The organism is Guyparkeria sp. (genome assembly GCF_046540515.1).
Taxonomy (GTDB): domain Bacteria; phylum Pseudomonadota; class Gammaproteobacteria; order Halothiobacillales; family Halothiobacillaceae; genus Guyparkeria.
On sequence record NZ_JBKHFB010000032.1, the window covers coordinates 1 to 17351 of the forward strand.

General features: G+C 66.3%; 15 protein-coding genes. 6 read left to right on the plus strand and 9 right to left on the minus strand.

Annotated features, from left to right (window positions below; all coding sequences use genetic code 11):
• Positions 1–91: 91 nt before the first annotated feature.
• The 3 genes from ACLFRM_RS05580 to ACLFRM_RS05590 form a co-directional block, all read right to left on the minus strand.
• Complete coding sequence (locus tag ACLFRM_RS05580; RefSeq protein WP_410754733.1) at positions 92–1045, minus strand: PA2778 family cysteine peptidase; 954 nt, start codon at positions 1043–1045, stop codon at positions 92–94.
• Positions 1046–1064: 19 nt separating this feature from the next.
• Positions 1065–1463, minus strand: a complete 399-nt coding sequence (locus ACLFRM_RS05585) for a PA2779 family protein (protein ID WP_410754734.1) — start codon at positions 1461–1463, stop codon at positions 1065–1067.
• A gap of 131 nt (positions 1464–1594) precedes the next feature.
• Entirely contained in the window at positions 1595–3286 is a 1692-nt protein-coding gene (locus ACLFRM_RS05590; RefSeq protein WP_410754747.1) for a sigma 54-interacting transcriptional regulator, read from the minus strand.
• 268 nt (positions 3287–3554) lie between these two features.
• Here ACLFRM_RS05590 and ACLFRM_RS05595 point away from each other — a divergent pair, with 268 nt between their 5' ends.
• From ACLFRM_RS05595 to ACLFRM_RS05615, 5 genes are all read left to right on the plus strand, one after another.
• Positions 3555–4931 carry an ABC transporter substrate-binding protein gene (locus tag ACLFRM_RS05595; protein ID WP_410754735.1) on the plus strand — a complete coding sequence of 459 codons (1377 nt, stop codon included), beginning with the start codon at positions 3555–3557 and terminating at the stop codon, positions 4929–4931.
• Between the two features lie 3 nt (positions 4932–4934).
• Positions 4935–5774: a nitrate ABC transporter permease gene (gene ntrB, locus ACLFRM_RS05600; protein WP_410754736.1), complete on the plus strand. Its 840-nt coding sequence runs from the start codon at positions 4935–4937 to the stop codon at positions 5772–5774.
• A gap of 2 nt (positions 5775–5776) precedes the next feature.
• Complete coding sequence (locus tag ACLFRM_RS05605; protein ID WP_410754737.1) at positions 5777–6652, plus strand: ABC transporter ATP-binding protein; 876 nt, start codon at positions 5777–5779, stop codon at positions 6650–6652.
• Positions 6653–6903: 251 nt separating this feature from the next.
• The gene (locus tag ACLFRM_RS05610; protein WP_410754738.1) at positions 6904–8289 is read left to right on the plus strand and encodes a M16 family metallopeptidase; all 1386 of its coding nucleotides are present in this window, start codon (positions 6904–6906) and stop codon (positions 8287–8289) included.
• Positions 8279–9640, plus strand: a complete 1362-nt coding sequence (locus ACLFRM_RS05615) for a M16 family metallopeptidase (RefSeq protein ID WP_410754739.1) — start codon at positions 8279–8281, stop codon at positions 9638–9640. Before ACLFRM_RS05610 ends, ACLFRM_RS05615 begins: the two co-directional genes overlap by 11 nt.
• Before the next feature lie 200 nt (positions 9641–9840).
• Here ACLFRM_RS05615 and ACLFRM_RS05620 read toward each other — a convergent pair whose 3' ends face one another.
• From ACLFRM_RS05620 to ACLFRM_RS05630, 3 genes are all read right to left on the minus strand, one after another.
• Positions 9841–10332 (minus strand): MgtC/SapB family protein, encoded by a 492-nt coding sequence (locus ACLFRM_RS05620; protein WP_410754740.1) that lies wholly within the window; start codon positions 10330–10332, stop codon positions 9841–9843.
• Positions 10333–10454: 122 nt separating this feature from the next.
• Positions 10455–10985: a hypothetical protein gene (locus tag ACLFRM_RS05625; RefSeq protein WP_410754741.1), complete on the minus strand. Its 531-nt coding sequence runs from the start codon at positions 10983–10985 to the stop codon at positions 10455–10457.
• A 166-nt stretch (positions 10986–11151) separates the two neighbouring features.
• Positions 11152–12708 (minus strand): PAS domain-containing methyl-accepting chemotaxis protein, encoded by a 1557-nt coding sequence (locus ACLFRM_RS05630; protein WP_410754742.1) that lies wholly within the window; start codon positions 12706–12708, stop codon positions 11152–11154.
• Positions 12709–13366: 658 nt separating this feature from the next.
• Between ACLFRM_RS05630 and ACLFRM_RS05635 the strand changes: the two genes are divergently transcribed.
• On the plus strand, positions 13367–14902 hold the full coding sequence (locus ACLFRM_RS05635; RefSeq protein WP_410754743.1) for a phospholipase D family protein: 1536 nt from the start codon (positions 13367–13369) through the stop codon (positions 14900–14902).
• Between the two features lie 20 nt (positions 14903–14922).
• Here the strand turns inward: ACLFRM_RS05635 and thpR are convergent, their stop codons facing one another.
• The 3 genes from thpR to ACLFRM_RS05650 form a co-directional block, all read right to left on the minus strand.
• Entirely contained in the window at positions 14923–15435 is a 513-nt protein-coding gene (thpR, locus tag ACLFRM_RS05640; RefSeq protein WP_410754744.1) for an RNA 2',3'-cyclic phosphodiesterase, read from the minus strand.
• 82 nt (positions 15436–15517) lie between these two features.
• Positions 15518–16525, minus strand: coding sequence for an LLM class flavin-dependent oxidoreductase (locus ACLFRM_RS05645; RefSeq protein ID WP_410754745.1), 1008 nt, complete (start codon positions 16523–16525; stop codon positions 15518–15520).
• A 100-nt stretch (positions 16526–16625) separates the two neighbouring features.
• Positions 16626–17351, minus strand: a 726-nt coding sequence (locus ACLFRM_RS05650; RefSeq protein WP_410754746.1) for a methyl-accepting chemotaxis protein, incomplete at its 5' end; no start/stop codon positions are given.

Consider the following 17351-nt stretch of genomic DNA (forward strand, 5'->3'; position numbering starts at 1 on the left):
GCTGCCCGGCTGGGTGCCATTGATCGAACCAGGCAAGCCAGACTGAACCGGGGCCGTGTCCGAATGGGCCGAGGACTCGGCCCGCGGGCATTCACCGCGCCTGGTCGGCCGCCTCGAGCTGTTCCTGCGCCCGCTCCTGGAGCGGCCCGGAGATCGACGCGGCTTGCCGGAGGGCCTCCCGGGCCTGTTCGGTCCGGCCGAGCGAGCGCTGGATCAGCCCGAGATTGAGCCACGCCGCCGCAAAGTCCGGGTCGGCCTCGACGGCCCGCCGAAAGGCGCGTGCCGCCTCGCGGCGCGCTTCGCCGGCGGCCAGCGCATTACCCAGCCCGAACTGGGCCAGGGCGAGATCGGGCTTGCGCTCGGCCAGCGCTCGCCAGGCGGGCAGCGCCGCCTCGGCCCCCTGCACCGACTCGAATGCCGAAATGGCCGCGGCCGTCTCGCGCCCGACCGGCGTGGCCGGCAGGTCTCCCGGCGGCAGGGCGACGAAGGCCCAGCGATCCGAACGCGCCCAGGTGGCATCGAACCGCGCCATGGAGACCTCCATGCGCGGCGTCTCGCCGCTGTGAAGCAGCAGGCGTTCGTCGTCGAGGTCGTAACCGATCACCACGGCGTAGTGCCACATCGGCCACCATGCCAAGGACAGGTTCTGCAGCACGCCAACCGGCCGACCGGCCGCCACTTCCCTCAACACCGCATCCAGCCGACCCGGGATCACGTACGGAATCAGCCCGTGGCGGCGGACCGTGGCCAGCATTTCCGGCTGGACACTGCCCTCGCGCCCGGGCAGGAACACCTGCGGGATCAGCTCGTCGACGCGGATCGACTTGCCCTCGTGCCCCAGCAGCATCGCCAATGTGGCGGGCCCGCACTGGAAATCACGCTGAGCGTGGAACGGCACCGCCTCGATCTGCTTGCGCTCCGGGAGGGACGATCGCGTCTGATCGGACAGTGGCGGAGTGGTGGCACACCCGCTCAGCAAGGAAACCAGCGCCAGACACAACAAAGCGCCCGACCAGCGGGCGCTTTCGATTCTCCGGTTTCGCATGATCGCGTTATCCCGCCTGTCAGCGAGTGAACGGGAACACGTCGGTCAGGCCGAGCAGGTCGGTCACCAGAAGAACGATAAACACCGTGAACAGCGCACCGACGACCGCGTTGGCCCCTGCCGGCATCTGGTCGAGGCGTGCGTTCATCTCGCGCACCTCCTCGTCGGACAGCGCGGCCACGCGCTGCTCGACCTCGGCCGGATCCACGCCCTGCGCCTCCAGCTGGCTACGAACCTCGTCGCGAGACAACAACTCCGCGATCCTTTCACGATCGGCGCCGGCCTGATCGGCATCAACGGCCTGCTGGGTGGTGACCAGCCCGTCGACCACCGCTGACGGCGCCGCCATCGCCGGCATGCTGCCCATGGTGAACGCGGCAATGACGGCCGGGGTGACAAATCGAGCAACCTGTTTCATCACGATACCTCCAGAGTTCAACCCGTAGCGAGCCCCAAGTTGCGGACACCACCACAGTGTAGCCGGCACCGTGGTTGTTCACACCCGCCTGCTGCCTCTCGGATGGCCGCAATCGATCCGGCAAGGGGGCCTCATTCCGATCGCAACCCGAGCTTCTCGAAGCGGTAGCGAAACTGGCGAGTGCTCATCCCCAGTCGCACTGCCGCTTGAGTCTTGTTGCCACCGGTCTCGCGGAGCGCCTCGAGCAGGGCATCGGCCTCGTCCTCGCGCACCCAGCGATAGCCGCGCCCGCCGGACGAGGGTGGCGCATGTGAAGATCGGTCGGTTCCCTGCCCGGCTGCCCCGAATTCGCCGCCGCCCCTCCCGGCTTCGGCCACGCCCCGCGAGGGGGCGGGCGTGCCGCCGGCCTCGAGGTGGTCGGTGACATGCGACTCGTGCGTCAGGATCAGCTCGATGTCGGCCACGGTGATCCAGCCGTTCTGCGCCACCAGCACCGCGCGCTTGATCACGTTCTCCAGCTGACGAATGTTGCCCGGCCAGTTGTAGGCGGCCAGCCGATCGAGTACCCCGGCCTCGAAGGCCGCGTTGCGATCGAACTCCTGGCTGGCCACCTGCAGGAAGTGCCGCGCGAGCAGCTTGACGTCGCCGTCACGCTCGCGCAGGGCCGGCAGGTGGATCGGAAAGACGTTCAGCCGGTAGAAGAGATCGATGCGAAAACGCCCCTGGTTGACCGCCTCCTGCAGGTTCTTGTGGGTCGCGGCGATGATGCGCACGTCCACCGGCACGTCCTTGGTGCCCCCGACCCGATGGATTGTCTGCCGCTCGAGCACGTGCAGCAGCTTGGATTGCAGATCGAAGGCCAGATCGCCGATCTCGTCGAGAAACAGCGTGCCCCCCGAGGCCAGCTCGACGCTGCCCTTCTTGGCCGAGACCGCACCGGTGAAGGCCCCCTTCTCGTGACCGAACAGTTCGGATTCCAGCAGGGCGTCGGGAATCGCCGCGCAGTTGATGGCGATGAACGGCCCGTCGCAGCGCGGGCTGGTCAGGTGGACCATCCGCGCGAAGCGTTCCTTGCCGGTGCCGGACTCGCCGTTCAAGAGCACGGTGGCCTGGGTGGGCGAGACGTGCAGGGTCTGGCGCACTGCCTGGCGCAGGGCCGGGCTCTCGCCGAGGATGCCGTGGCGGCCTTCCTGGTTGCTCGACAAGGCCTCGCGCAGCGATTCGTTCTCCTGGGTGAGCGCAGCAGTCTGCTCGCGGATCAGGTCGTCGACCTTGAGCACCCGGGCGATCAATGCGGCCATGATGCGCATCAAGGTGATATCCCGATCGAGTGGCCGGTGGCGCTCGCGGATGCGGTGCGCGCCGAGCACTCCCATCGGCTGGTCCTCGTTGAGTATGGGTACGGCCAGGAAGGCGACCATCTCGTCGGGCAGGGTGTCGCGATCCACCGCCCGCGTGAGATAGACGGGCTCGGCGTCGATGTCCTGGACCACCGCCACCTGCCCGGTGCGCATCACCCGCCCGGTCACCCCCTCGCCCACCCGGTAGCGTCCCCGCGCGCGCTCGTGGGATGAAAGACCGTAGGCATAGCGAATGTCCATGAACTCGCCGCTGGCGTCCGGCAGCACCACCCGGCCGCGATTCAGCCCCGTGATCTGCGAGAGCAGGCGCAGCATCCGGCCGATGACGGTATCCGGGTCATTCATGTGGGAAAGCCACTGGGTCGCCTCGTGGACCACCAGCAGCTCGGCATCGGCGCTGTCGGCGCGGGCAGACGACTTGATTGCCCGGGACCGGCTGATCTCGGAGGGGTTGGCAGACATCTCGCTCATGGGAGCACTCCGGACAAATGGATGACATTCCCGAAGCTGCAAGAAGCAGGCCCATGACTTTGTCCGCCATTGACGGGCATTGCGCGGCAATCAGGTCCCTGACAACGCACCAATAACGGGACAGTCAGCGGATGAGCGCTCTTTCGTGGTGCGAACAGGCGCCATTTTCTGCCAAAAAGCGCTGATCTGACGCAAACGGGCGGTGTGGCACGGCATCTGCAATCTCGAAGGCGTCACTCACCGACCCGAGAGCGAAACCATGTCCACATTCGACAACCCGTTCGATCCCGACAAGTCACTGCACCGCGGCTGCAGCTGCGGCAAGCACGCCAGTCAGGCCGACCACAACGCCGCCCTGGCCGCCAGCCCGAACCCGACGGACGACGAGGCGGCCCTCGACCGCGCGGTCGAGTCCGCAGTCATGCGCTCGCTCTTCCCGGAAGACCGGACCCGCCGCAACTTCATCAAGGCGGTCGGCGTGAGCACGGCCATGGCCGCCGTCTCCACCTTCTTCCCGATGGCCGCCGCCAAGGCGGTCGCCGCCGACCCGGTCGGTCCGCTGGAGAAGAAGAAACTCAAGGTCGGCTTCATCCCTATCACCTGCGCCACGCCGATCATCATGGCCCACCCGATGGGCTTCTACGAGCGCGAGGGCCTCGACGTCGAGGTCATCAAGACCGCCGGCTGGGCATTGATCCGTGACAACGTCAGAAACGGCCAGCTCGACGCCTCGCACATGCTCTCGCCCATGCCGGTCTCCGCCTCGCTCGGGATCGGCGCGCGCAAGCAGGACACCTACGTCGCCACCATCCAGAACATCAATGGCCAGGCGATCACGATGCACAACAAGCACAAGGAGAATCGCGAACCGAAGAACTGGAAGGGCATGACCTTCGGGATTCCCTACGACCACTCCATGCACAATCTGCTGTTGCGCTACTACCTCGCCGAGCACGGTGTCGACCCGGACCGCGACGTCAAGCTCAAGGTAATCGCCCCGCCGGAGATGGTCGCCAACCTCAAGGCCGGCAACATCGACGGCTTCCTCGGTCCCGAGCCGTTCAACCAGCGCGCGGTCTACGAGGGTGCAGGCTTCATCCACGTACTCTCCAAGGACCTCTGGGACGGCCATCCCTGCTGTGCCTTCGGCGCGACGAAGACCTTCGTCGAGGAGAATCCGAACACGTTCTCCGCGCTGTTCCGTGCCATCGCCAGCGCCACCGTCTACGCGCACAAGAAGGAAAACCGCCCGGAGATCATCGAGGCGATCGCGCCGAAGAACTACCTCAACCAGCCGAAGATCGTGCTCGACCAGGTGATGACCGGCCGTTACGCCGACGGGCTTGGCAACATCATCGAGGAACCCGAGCGCGCCGACTTCGACCCGTTCCCCTGGGAGTCGATGGGCGTCTGGATCCTCACCCAGATGAAGCGCTGGGGCTACATCGAGGACGAGATCGACTACGCCGACATCGCCGAGGAGATCTTCCGCGCCACCGATGCGCGCAAGCGTCTCGCCGAGATGGGCCTGCCGGCACCGGAGATCAACAGCAAGAAGCACATGATCATGGGCAAGGAATTCGATCCGGCGAAGCCGCAGGAATACCTCGAATCATTCGAGATCGGGAGGGCCTAAGTCATGAGCCAGTCACTCAGCTTGCGGGCCGGGATCATCTCGATTCTCCTGCTGCTCGCCTTCGTCGGCGCGTGGTGGGGGGCGACCCTGCCCACCCAGGTCGATCTCGGCGACATGGATCCCGAGTACGCGAAGATGATGGGACTGGACACGGTCCAGGAGTCCGACATGCCCACACCGGGCGACATCGGCGCGGCCATCGCGATGCACCTGTCCGACCCGTTCGAGATCGATGGCTCGAGCAGCGGCATCGGCATCCAGCTGGCCCATTCGCTCTGGCGGGTGCTCGCCGGCTTCGCGCTGGCCGCGCTGGTCGCGGTGCCGTTGGGCTTTCTGATCGGGATGTCGCCGTTGATGCACAAGGCGCTGGACCCGTATATCCAGATCCTCAAGCCCATCTCGCCGCTCGCCTGGATGCCGCTGGCGCTCTACATCATCCAGGATGCCTCGGTCTCGTCGATCTTCGTGATCTTCATCTGCTCGATCTGGCCGATGATGGTGAACACCGCCTACGGGGTCGCCTCCGTGCGTGACGACTGGCTCGCCGTGGCCAAGACGCTCGAGGTCGGTCCGATCAAGAAGGCGTTCAAGGTGATCCTGCCGGCCGCGGCTCCCACCATCCTCACCGGCATGCGCATCTCGATGGGCATCGCCTGGCTGGTGATCGTCGCCGCGGAAATGCTCGTCGGCGGCACCGGCATCGGCTACTTCATCTGGAACGAGTGGAACAACCTCGATCTTGCCAACGTGATCTTCGCCATCCTGCTGATCGGCGTGGTCGGCATGATCCTCGACGCCATCTTCGGTCTGCTCGGCCGTGCCGTCAGCTATAAGGAGGTCTGAAAATGTCTACCCCATCCTTCATCCAGGTAGAAGGTCTCGAGAAGACCTTCCCCTCCCCGGCCGGGCAGGAACCCGTCACCGTGTTCCAGAACCTCGACTTCGAGATCGAGAAGGGCGAGTTCGTCTGCCTGATCGGCCACTCCGGCTGCGGCAAGTCGACCATCCTCAACATCCTCGCCGGACTGGACAAGGCCACCGACGGCTACGTGTTCATGGAAAACAAGGAAGTCACCGGCCCCGGTCTCGACCGCGGCGTGGTCTTCCAGGGCCACGCGCTGATGCCGTGGCTGACGGTGCGTGAGAATGTCGCCTTCGCGGTCAGATCGCGCTTCAAGCAGCATTCCAAGGCCGAGATCAACGCCCAGGTGGAGAAGTACGTCGGGATGGTCGGCCTCGATCACGCGATCGACAAGAAGCCCCACCAGCTCTCAGGCGGCATGCGCCAGCGCGTCGGCATCGCCCGGGCGTTCGCCATCGAGCCGAAGATGCTGCTCATGGACGAGCCGTTCGGTGCGCTCGACGCCCTGACCCGCGGCGTCATCCAGGACGAGTTGCTCTCGATCTGCCAGGCCACCGGTCAGACGGTGTTCATGATCACCCACGACGTCGACGAGGCGATCCTGCTGGCCGACAAGATCCTGCTGATGACCAACGGGCCGTTCGCCGAGGTCGCCGAGTGCGCCTACAACCCGCTGACCAAGCCGCGCTCGCGCCAGGAGATGCACCACGACGGGCACTACTACCCGTTCCGCAACCACCTGATGGATTTCCTGGTCAACGGCCCGGGCACCCCCTACGCGGAGAAATCCGACGACGGGACGCCCCCGGCCATCGACGCGGTGCCACGAACCGGACCGCAGCGCGTGGTCAACGCCTGATCTTCGGTGATTCATCTCTCACCTCGCATTACCCGATCCGGCCGCTGGCCGGATTTTTTTCGTTGCAGGGCGGGCCAGGAAATCCTCCTCAGGACCGGCTATCCTGATCCGCCCCGGCTTGTCCCGGATACCGGGCATGACCCGAGGACGGGTAGTGGCCGGAACCATCGGCTCCGATCGCTGTCATAGCGCGTTGCCGCGCGCTACGGCGACCCGACCCCACGGCCAAACGTACAGGTAGTTCAAGACGCATGCGCACCCGACGAAAACGACTCCTCCTGTTCCTCGCCACCCCGCTCCTGCTCGCCGGACTGGCCGCGCGCGCCGGCGCCGCCGAGGTGGTAGAAACCACCCTCGATAACGGTCTCAAGGTGCTCGTGCTGCCCGACGACCGCGCCCCGGTCGTCACCCATCAGATCTGGTACAAGGTCGGATCGGTCGACGAGCCGGGCGGGATCACGGGCATCGCCCACATGTTCGAGCACATGATGTTCAAGGGCACCGAGAACCTCGGCCCCGGCGAATTCTCCGACATCGTCGCGCGGCTCGGCGGCGAGGAGAACGCCTTCACCGGCCGCGATTTCACCGCCTATTTCCAGACACTCGCCGCCGACGAACTGGAGACCATGATGCGCTGGGAGGCCGACCGGATGGCCAATCTGCGCATCGACCCCGAGGAGTTCTCCCGCGAGAAGGAGGTGGTCAAGGAAGAATGGCGCTCGCGAATGCGCGACAACCCCAATGCCCGCCTCAGCCAGCTGCTTTACGCGACGGCCTTCACCAGCAGCGGCTACCACCATCCGATCATCGGCTGGAAGACCGATATCGACGCCTACACGGTCGAGGACCTGGAGCACTGGTATCAGTCGCACTACGCACCCAACAACGCCACGCTGATCGTGGTCGGCGACGTGGAGCCCGAGACGGTGTTCAAGCTGGCCGACCGTCACTACGGGGCAGTGGAACGGCGCGACCTGGCACCGGCCAAGCCGCGCGAGGAAATGGAACAACACGGCCTCAAGCGCGCGAACCTGGTCATCCCCGCCAAGCTGCCGCGCCTGAGCATGGGCTACAAGGCACCCTCGCTGGTCACCGCAGAGGACTCGCGCACCGCCTACACCCTGGCGGTGATCGCCGGGATCCTGGCCGGGGATTCCGGGGCGCGCCTGCACAACGAACTGGTGCGCGCCGGCAAGCTCTCCTCCGCCGACGCGGGCTACAACCTCAACGCCCGCGAGACCACCCTGTTCACCGTCAATGCCGTCCCCCGCGATGACCAGTCGCTCGACGCCGTCGAGGCGCTGCTGCTCGAGCAGATCGAGCGATTGAAGGAAGAGCCGGTCGACGAGGACGAGCTAGACCGCATCAAGGCCCAGGTGGCGGCCTCCGACGTCTATCAGCGCGACTCGCTGTTCTACCAGGGCATGAAGCTCGGCGTCTACGAGACGATCGGACTCGACTATCGACTGGCCGACCGGTTCGTCGAGGGCGTGCGTGCGGTCACCGCCGAGGACGTACGCACCGTTGCCCGCGAGTATTTCCGCGACGACGGCCTGACGATCGCCACCCTCGAGCCGAAAGACGATGATTCGCCCGCCCTGCCCAGCCCGACCGGAGGTATGGAACGTGTTCACTGATGCCCACAACCGCCTTTGGCCGCTGATCCTCGCCGCCGGCGCCCTGCTGATCTCGAGCGCGCCGCGCGCCGAGTCGGTCCTGCCGGTCGAGACCTGGCAGACAGACAACGGCGCCAATGTGCTGTTCTACGCCACCGACAGCCTGCCGATGGTCGATGCACGGGTGATCTTCGATGCCGGCAGCGCGCGCGACCCCGAGGGCAAGGGCGGCACCGCCAGCCTGACGGCGTCGTTGCTCGAGGAAGGCACCACCGAGCGCGACGCCAAGGCGATCGCCGACGGCTTCGCCCGGGTCGGCGCCGAATTCTCCGCCAGCGCCAATCTCGAATCGACCGCCGTGCGCCTGCGCAGCCTCACCGAGGACGACTGGCTGTGGCCGGCCGTCGAGCTGATGGCCGAGGTCGTCGCCCACCCGGCCTTCCGCGACGGCGACATCCAGCGCGAACGCAAGCGCCAGCTGCGCGCCATCCAGTCCCGCCAGCAATCCGCGCAGGCGGTTGCCAGCGACGCGCTGCGCAAGGCCGCCTTCGGCGATCACCCCTACGCCCATCCCACCCAGGGCACCCGCGAATCGGTCGAGGCGATCGAGCCGGACGACGTCCGCGCCTTCCATGATCGGCACTTCGTGGCGGACAACGCCACCGTCGTCATCGTCGGCGACCTCGACCGGCAGGCCGCCGAACGACTGGCCGACACCCTGACCGCCGCACTGCCCACCGGCTCGGCGCCGCCTGCCCTGCCCGAGGTGCCGCCGCTGAACGAATCCGAAACCCGGCGCATCGATTTCCCATCCGAGCAGTCGACCGTGCTGATCGCCCTCGACGGCATCCCGCGCAAGCACGAGGACTACCTGCCCCTGTACGTCGGCAACCACGTCCTCGGCGGCAGCGGCTTTGCCTCTCGGCTGATGTCGGAGTTGCGCGAGAAGCGCGGCCTGGCCTACAGCACCTACAGCTACCTGATGCCGCTGCGTGCCGGCGGCCGGCTGGTGATGGGCATCCAGACCCGCAACGACCAGGTGGACACCGCCCTGTCGCTGATGACCGAGGAACTGTCGGGGTTCATCGAGAACGGCCCGACCGACGAGGAACTGGCCGACAGTCAGGCCAATATCGTCGGCGGCTTTCCCATGCGCCTGAACAGCAACTCCAAGATCACCGAGCAGATCGGTGCACTGTCCTTCCTCGACCTGCCACTCGACTACTTCGATGACTACACCGACCGTGTCGAAGCGGTGGATGACGGTGACATTCGGCAGGCGTTCGACCAGCACGTGGATCCGGAAAGGCGCGTCGTGGTGATCGTCGGCCCGGAGGCCAAGGAGGCGGAAGCCAACGGCGAGTCCGACTAAGGAACCTCGGCGCGAAAAGCACGGCCCTTCACTGACCACTTGTGCCCACCGGGCCTGGCAAGACAGGGGCACTACTGGGCCACCCCACCACGAGAAAGGCCACCGATGCGTCGGTGGCCTTCTTTCGTGTCGGTATAGCGGCAAGACCTCGAGGAGATCGAGACCCGCGCCGCCGCCTCGGCCCATCGCGGGCCGGTGCGCTACCCGTCCTTGTCCCGGCTGGACCGTGACGTCGCCTCTTCCTCATCCGACTGCTCATGATGACCATTGAGCACCTGTTTGGCCGGCCACAGCAGGCGCAGGCTGGCGAAAGTCACGATCGAGAGCAGCAAGGCGATCTCGAAATGATTCCACGCTACTGCCACCCCGATCGCGCCCGTCGTCCAGAGACTCGCGGCGGTTGCCGTACCGATGGTGTGATCGTGGCTTTTCAGGATCGCACCGCCACCGACAAAACCGATCCCGGTGATGATCCCCTGAAACACCCGTGACTCGGCATCGCTGGAATCGAGCACGTTGATACCGAGCAGCATATAGGCGCAAGTGGCGACCGCCACGAGCGGGAAGGTGCGCAGCCCGGCCGAGCGCGAATTCGCCTCGCGTTCCAGGGCCACCGGCAGGGCCAGCACGTAGGCCGCGGCCAGGTAGATGAGGTTCGAGTAGACCGAGACCCAGTCGATATCAAACGGCATCCGAGGACTCCTTGCCCATGCCTTCGCGAGGGCGACTGGCCGACGGGCAATCCCGGTTCATGCACACCCGGCCAGCCTCGGGCCGGGGGCAGGATCAATGCCGGGGTCGATTGATCACCGGCTCAGAGGGAATCGGTGACGTCCCTCGAGTAGTGCTCGAGCAGTTCGTCGGCGCGTTGCTTCTCGTCCTCGTCGCGCGCATGGGCCACCACCGTCCATTCACCTTCTTCACTCGCCTCTTCGGCCTTGACGATCCCCGGCTCGTGATCGGGACGAACCGATACCAGACCCGCCAGCAGCATGCCCCCGACGGCACCGAAGGCGCCCGCCAGGATAAACACCCACATGGGGCGGGTCTGCGCGAAATCGAGACCCATGGCGACAAGAATCCCCGCCAGAACCAGACCGGCGACCAGCCCGGCAATCCCGAGCCAAAGATGCGAACGCAGGATGGTTTGGAAGATACGCCCGGATTCGGGCTCTACCTTTTTAGCGACTTTCGGATCGTGCGGCTCGACCAGCTCGATCTGATCCGAGGACAAACCGGCCTTCGCAGCCAGTGCGCTGGCCGCATCGCGGGCACGACGGGCATCGTGAAACACCGCGCTGACCTTGTGGGGATAACGTTCGCTGACGATCTCTGCCTGAGTCATTAACCACCTCCTGGTCGGATGAACGGCTGCATTTCAACCAGAAACACGTGCCTGTTCATGGGATAGGTGGAGTTGAGTCTAGTTCACGAATCGACAGTTGGCAGGCAGGACCCAACCGATGGGGCCGACCGCGTCCCTCCGGCAGGAGACCTGGGCATGCCAGGTATCAATGTCGCTTGAAGCGGGTGACCAGCTCGTGGAGGGCGGCGGCGATGTGTTCGAGGTCGTGGATCTTGTCCTCGGCGGCGGCCGACTGGTCGAGGCTGGAATTCGCCAGATCGGAGATATTGTGTACCTGGCGATCGATCTCGCCGGAAACGGTCGCCTGCTCCTCGACCGCCGCGGCCATGGAGGTGGCCATGTCGCGGATCTGCGCGACCGCCTCGGCCACGCCGTTGAGCATCTCCTCGGACTCGCGCACCCGCTCTACCCCGGCCGTCGCCGCCTCGCGCCCCCGTCGAGCCACGGCCACGGATTTCTCCGCCTGTTGGGTAAGCGTGGCGATGATCTCGTGGATGTCGCGCGTGGATTCCTGGGTGCGACTGGCAAGATCACGCACCTCCTCGGCAACCACCGAAAAGCCCCGGCCGTGCTCCCCGGCGCGCGCCGCCTCGATGGCGGCATTCAGTGCCAGCAGGTTGGTCTGCTGGGCGATCTGATCGATGATCCCGGCGGCACTGGCGATCGCGCCGGTCTGGTTGGAGACCCCCTCGACCGATTCGCCGATGGCGTTGACCGTCTCCTGGAGGTCGACGATCGATTCGCGGGTCCGAGTGGACAGCCCGCGCCCCTCCTCGACCAGCTCCTGCGAGCGGGTCGCCTCGTCGGCGGTCCGCTGGACGTGTTCGGAGACGTCGTTGATGGTGGTCGACATCTCGTGCATGGCGGAGGCGACCTGCTCGGTCTCCGCCTGCTGGCGCGCGATCTCGTCCTTGGCCCGGGTCGAGAGTTCCAGACTGACCGAGGACTGGCGGCTGACCTGGTCGGAGGCGTCCTCGATGCGGGTGAGTACCGTGATCATGCGGGCGTGCTCACTCTTGATCGCCACCAGCAAGCGGCCGAGCATCCCGGCCTCGTCGGTATAGGAATCGACTGCCAACGGATGACTGAAAGCCTGCGGCATCTGCCGGTTCAACGTCGAGATCAGGCCCTTTTGCTGCATGCGCTCCAGCAACCCGAATGCCACGCCGGTCACGGCCAGGGCCAGCAGGGCCGGAGATCCGAATCCCGCCAGCCAGAGTCCCGCCGAACCGACCAACCCCACCAGGCCAATCGCATCCTGGGCATGCAGGCGAAAGCGACGTGCACGGTAACCGTGCCGGTTGATGTGGCGGTACAGGCGCTCGGCCCGCCGGACATCCTCGCGCGAGGGACAGGACCGCACCGACTCGTATCCGATCACCTCGCCATGCTCGGTGATCGGCGTGACGTAGGCGTCGACCCAGTAGTAGTCGCCGTTCTTGCAACGGTTCTTGACCAGCCCCATCCACGGCTGGCCGGCCTTGAGATGTTGCCACATCACCTGGAAGGCCAACGCGGGCATGTCCGGATGCCGCACGATGTTGTGCAGCTCGCCGATCAGCTCGTCTCTCGAATAGCCGCTGATGGCGACAAACGCGTCGTTGCAGTAGGTGATTCGCCCCTCAAGATCGGTGGTCGAAACCAGGCGCTCTCCGGGGGCAAAGGTGTGTTCGATATCGGTGACGGGCAGGTTCTTGCGCATGAGTCGATGGCCATTTGGGCAATGAGTCGAAGAGAACGAGGGTTCGAAAAGCGACGGGCCCACCGCCGGCATGACATCCGAACAGACGCTTGGGGGTTATCGGGCCCGCTGCACGAATCTTTAGGCCGAGGCCCTGATTTACCGAACCGTCGAACGGTGCGCTCAGTGAAACTGATCGCTGAGGGGACGCGATTGTGCCAGCGGGTCGGCACCAATGCACACATTGGAAGGCAACGCGCAGCCGGATGAGCAACGCAGCCGGATGACAAGGGAAGGTCGACAAGAATCCGATACCGCTGAAGCGCACATTGAGCCGAACAGATGCAGGGCATGGGGCCGCCGCGGAAGGGTGACTCCCAATACAGGGACGGAGCCGAATCGACTGGCTGCCGATTCGGCCGGCTTCCCCGGCCCGAAGGGTGAGATCCATGGACGAGCCTCGCGACGCCGGAAAATGGGTCCTTGACGGCCCGACCGAGAAGGGCGCGCGGGTTTGCCCGCACTTGGCGCTACCACCACGCGCCGAACACTTCGCATGACAGGCGGAGGTCATTCGTGAAATCATCGCCCGGACCGAGCCCAAGGACCAACCAGGGAGGAATCGCGATTGCTCAGGCGAGTGGTCACGCATTGGCTGAGGCAGGCGCCTACGCCCCGGATGGGCCTCGTCATCGGGGTCGCCCTGATGCTCGGCGGCTGCGCCCTCCCGCCGCTGGAGGGACGGCAGCTGAGCAATTCCCTCCCCCCGGCCGAAACACGCGCCACCACGCTGGGCGATGCGCTGGCCCCGCAGACGGCCGGCCACCCCGGCCGGACCGGCTTCTACCTGCTCTCCGACCCGGAGATGACCTTCGCCGCCTGGACCCACCTCGCGCGCACCACCCAGCGCAGCCTCGACCTGCAGTACTACATCTGGTACGCCGACCGTTCCGGCACTCTATTGCTGCGCGAAGTCATGGATGCGGCCAACCGCGGCGTACGGGTGCGGCTGCTGCTCGACGACCAGGGCACGCGCCAGCTCGACGACCAGCTTGCCGCCCTGCACACCCACCCCAACATCGCCGTGCGACTGTTCAACCCGTTCATGACGCGCGATGCCCGCTGGCTCGGGTTTCTCGTCGACTTCGATCGCGCCAACCGCCGCATGCACAACAAGGCGATCATCGCCGACAACCGGGCGCTGATCAGTGGCGGACGCAACCTCGGCGACAGCTATTTCGTCACCAACGAGGGCTTCCTGTTCTCCGACCTCGACGTCCTTGCCGTCGGGCCGATGGTCGACGAGGTCTCTCGCGGTTTCGACCGCTACTGGCAGAGCGATTCGGCCTACCCGGTCGACCGCATCCTGCCGGCACCGGATGACGAGACGGCTGACGACACGCTGGAGGCCCTCGAGATCGAGGCCGACACGATCGCGCGTGATCCAGAGGTCGGCAACCTGATGGCGGCCGTGCGCGAGAACCATGTCGTCGGCCGACTGCTCGACGCCGAACTGGAATTGGAATGGGCGCCCGCCCGGCTGATGATCGACCCACCGGCCAAGGGACTGGGCCAACACGACCCCCAAGACCTGCTCACCTACTCACTGCGCGACGAGTTGCACACGCCGATTCGCTCGATCGACATCATCTCCTCGTTCTTCATCCCCACTCCGACGCTGACCGATGACCTGGCAACGCTGGCCCGCCGCGGCGTGCGCGTGCGGGTGTTGACCAACTCGCTCGATGCCACCGACATGCCACCAGCGCACAGCGGCTACGCCCGCTATCGGCGGCCGCTGCTCGAGGCGGGTGTCGAGCTTTACGAAATGCGACGTCTCGGCGCGGGCGACCTTCGCCCCAACGGCGTCGGGCTGTTCGGCAGCCCGGCGACCACCCTGCACGCCAAGGCGGTGGTGGTCGACGACTGCCAGCTATTCATCGGCTCCTACAACGTCGATCCGCGCTCGGTGCTGTTCAATACCGAACTCGGGTTCGTCATCGACAGCCCGGAGCTGGCCCGTGCCATCAGCCACACCTTCGAGATGCACGTGCCCACCAGCGCCTACCGGCTGGTACTCGACGACGGCGAGATCCGCTGGCTGGAGCACACCGGCGCCGGCATCATCCAACACGACCGGGAGCCCGGCGCCGGACTGATCAAGCGCGGGATGACCTGGCTCTTTTCTCTGATGCCGATCGAGTGGCTGCTATAAGAACGGTCTGCTCGAACCGCCTAGTGCGACCGGGCGAGCAGTCGATACGGACCGGGGTGCCCGTCACGGCCGGATTCGACCAGCACCGCGGTATCGGCGAACCAGTGGATCGGCGTCTCCGGGGTCGGGGCGACCGGCGGTCGGGCGAAGCGTCGCAGGGTGACGTGCGGGACGAACGGCCGATCGTCGCTCGGCGCCCCGCAGGATAGGCACAGCCCGCGTGCTTCGGCCGCCAGCCGCGCCAGGGCCGGAGGGACGTGCGACGGGCCCACCCACGCGACCCGCGCGCCGGGGAAATGGCCCAGTCGGTCGAGCAGGATCGGTATCGGACCGACACGCAGGCTGGCCACCCGTTCGGCCAGGCAATCGGCCGCGTGTGCCTCGATGGTGCCGGGAAAGGCGAGCGTCAGGTGCAGGTGTTCCCGGGGCACCGCCCGACCGCCGACATCGAGCCCGCGCACAAGACGATGCAGGGACGCCCGGATCTCCTCATCCGGCCACAGGGCGACGAAGACACGCTTGCGCCCGGTCACGGCGAACCGGTTCCCGGGGTCGGGACGCCCCGCCGACTCCTCGCGTCCAGGCCCACCGCTGCCAGTATCGTTACGCCTCGGATCACGAGGCCCCCCTGCGGTTGGCAAGGCGATTGCGCACCCCGGCGAGCAGTTCGTAGGAACGACAGCGGGCGGCATGATCGAAGCCCGAATTGGTCACGATCAGCTCGTCGGCAGCGGTGCGTTCGAGAAACGCCTCGATCTCCCCTTCGACGGTCTCGGGCGAGCCGATCGCCGAGCAGACCATGGTCTGTTCGACCACCGCCCGCTCGAAGCGTGAGGCCCTCTCGCGGTAGCCGGCCACCGGCGGCGGGATCGGGCCGGGACGACCCTGGCGCAGGGCGACGAAGGCCTGCTCCATGGAACTGGCATGAAACCGCGCCTCCTCGTCGGAGTCAGCAACATAGGCATTGAAACCCAGCATCGCGTGGGGCTGGTCGAGGAAACGTGACGGGCGGAACTGCTCGCGGTAGTCGGCCAGCGCGGCCATCAGCTCGCCGGGGGCGAAGTGCGAGGCAAACGCGAACGGCAGGCCCAGCGCGGCGGCCAATCGGGCGCCGAAGCGGCTGGAACCGAGGATCCACACCGGCACCCGCGTGCCCACCCCGGGGATCGCGCGCACGGCCTGACCGGGCTCGGGGTCGTCGAGCAGGGCCAGCACCTCGGCCACGTCTTCCGGGAATCGATGCGGCTCGTTGGCTTCCCGACGTAACGCACGTGCCGTGGTCTGGTCGGTGCCGGGCGCCCGGCCCAGTCCCAGGTCGATCCGCCCCGGGAACAGGGTCGCGAGCGTGCCGAACTGTTCGGCCACCACCAGCGGGGAATGGTTGGGCAGCATGATGCCGCCGGCGCCCACCCGAATCCGTTGTGTGGCCGCGGCCACCTGGCCGATGACCACGGCGGTGGCCGCGCTGGCGATTCCGGGCATGTTGTGGTGCTCGGCGAGCCAGTAGCGACGATACCCGAGCGCTTCGGCGTGCCGGGCGAGATCGACGCTGTTGGCCAATGCCGTGGCGGCATCCGAGCCTTCGGTGATTGGCGCCAGGTCAAGAACGGAGAAGGGAATCATCCCGAGAGTGTAAGCCTCGCGCGCCCGCCTGCGCAGGCACCGCCTCCCGGGACCGGACCACCGTGCCTCGAACATGGTGCGGGCATGCGTTCGACCTCCGTCAGGAGGCCTTTTTCGTGACCGCCTTCGTTTCCGAACCCGTGACGCGCGGATCACCGGCAGATCGATACCGCTTTTCGCGTCTCCCCTGCCCACCCGGGCCATTCTGCGCCCCCTCGCGCGAGCCGCCGATCCAGTCCGACAACTCTTCGGCGGTGTGGCGCGTCTGCTCGAGCAACTCACCGATCTCGCCTACCGAGACCGACGAGCGCTTCGCCAGCGCCCTGACCTCCTCCGCGACCACCGCAAAGCCGCGACCATGCTCTCCGGCCCGCGCCGCCTCGATCGCGGCATTGAGGGAAAGCAGATTGGTCTGATCGGCGATGCCGTCGATCGAGGTCACGATACTGCCGATCCGGTCGAGCACCCCCTCGAGCGCCGACCGGGTGTGCTGCACCATGCGGTTGCGCTCCGATACGTCAGTACCGTAGGCGATCAACTTCACCAGCTTGCCACTCTCGTCGACCACCGGATTGAGCATCACCTCGAGGTCGAGTTTCTCGCCGTCCGGCCGGGGCACACTCAATCTCGTGCTCACCGATGAACGGGTCGAGAGCTTCTTCCACTCCTTGTCAGGCACCCGTTGACGAACCTGGACACGCTCGAGCGCATCGGCTTCGCTCCTGACGCCCAGCCAGTCGATCAATTGCTCGTTGCAGGACAGCGGCGCACCCTCGGCGTCCAGCTCGATCACCGCCTGGGTCCGCCGAATCGCATCGAGCTTGAC

Excerpts from the sequence above, each read along its gene's own strand:
- ACLFRM_RS05580 (WP_410754733.1), bottom strand. The coding sequence starts at position 1,045 with ATGCGAAACCGGAGAATCGAAAGCGCCCGCTGGTCGGGCGCTTTGTTG.
- ACLFRM_RS05585 (WP_410754734.1), bottom strand. The coding sequence starts at position 1,463 with ATGAAACAGGTTGCTCGATTTGTCACCCCGGCCGTCATTGCCGCGTTC.
- ACLFRM_RS05590 (WP_410754747.1), bottom strand. The coding sequence starts at position 3,286 with ATGTCTGCCAACCCCTCCGAGATCAGCCGGTCCCGGGCAATCAAGTCG.
- ACLFRM_RS05595 (WP_410754735.1), top strand. The coding sequence starts at position 3,555 with ATGTCCACATTCGACAACCCGTTCGATCCCGACAAGTCACTGCACCGC.
- ntrB (WP_410754736.1), top strand. The coding sequence starts at position 4,935 with ATGAGCCAGTCACTCAGCTTGCGGGCCGGGATCATCTCGATTCTCCTG.
- ACLFRM_RS05605 (WP_410754737.1), top strand. The coding sequence starts at position 5,777 with ATGTCTACCCCATCCTTCATCCAGGTAGAAGGTCTCGAGAAGACCTTC.
- ACLFRM_RS05610 (WP_410754738.1), top strand. The coding sequence starts at position 6,904 with ATGCGCACCCGACGAAAACGACTCCTCCTGTTCCTCGCCACCCCGCTC.
- ACLFRM_RS05620 (WP_410754740.1), bottom strand. The coding sequence starts at position 10,332 with ATGCCGTTTGATATCGACTGGGTCTCGGTCTACTCGAACCTCATCTAC.
- ACLFRM_RS05625 (WP_410754741.1), bottom strand. The coding sequence starts at position 10,985 with ATGACTCAGGCAGAGATCGTCAGCGAACGTTATCCCCACAAGGTCAGC.
- ACLFRM_RS05630 (WP_410754742.1), bottom strand. The coding sequence starts at position 12,708 with ATGCGCAAGAACCTGCCCGTCACCGATATCGAACACACCTTTGCCCCC.
- ACLFRM_RS05635 (WP_410754743.1), top strand. The coding sequence starts at position 13,367 with ATGGGCCTCGTCATCGGGGTCGCCCTGATGCTCGGCGGCTGCGCCCTC.
- ACLFRM_RS05645 (WP_410754745.1), bottom strand. The coding sequence starts at position 16,525 with ATGATTCCCTTCTCCGTTCTTGACCTGGCGCCAATCACCGAAGGCTCG.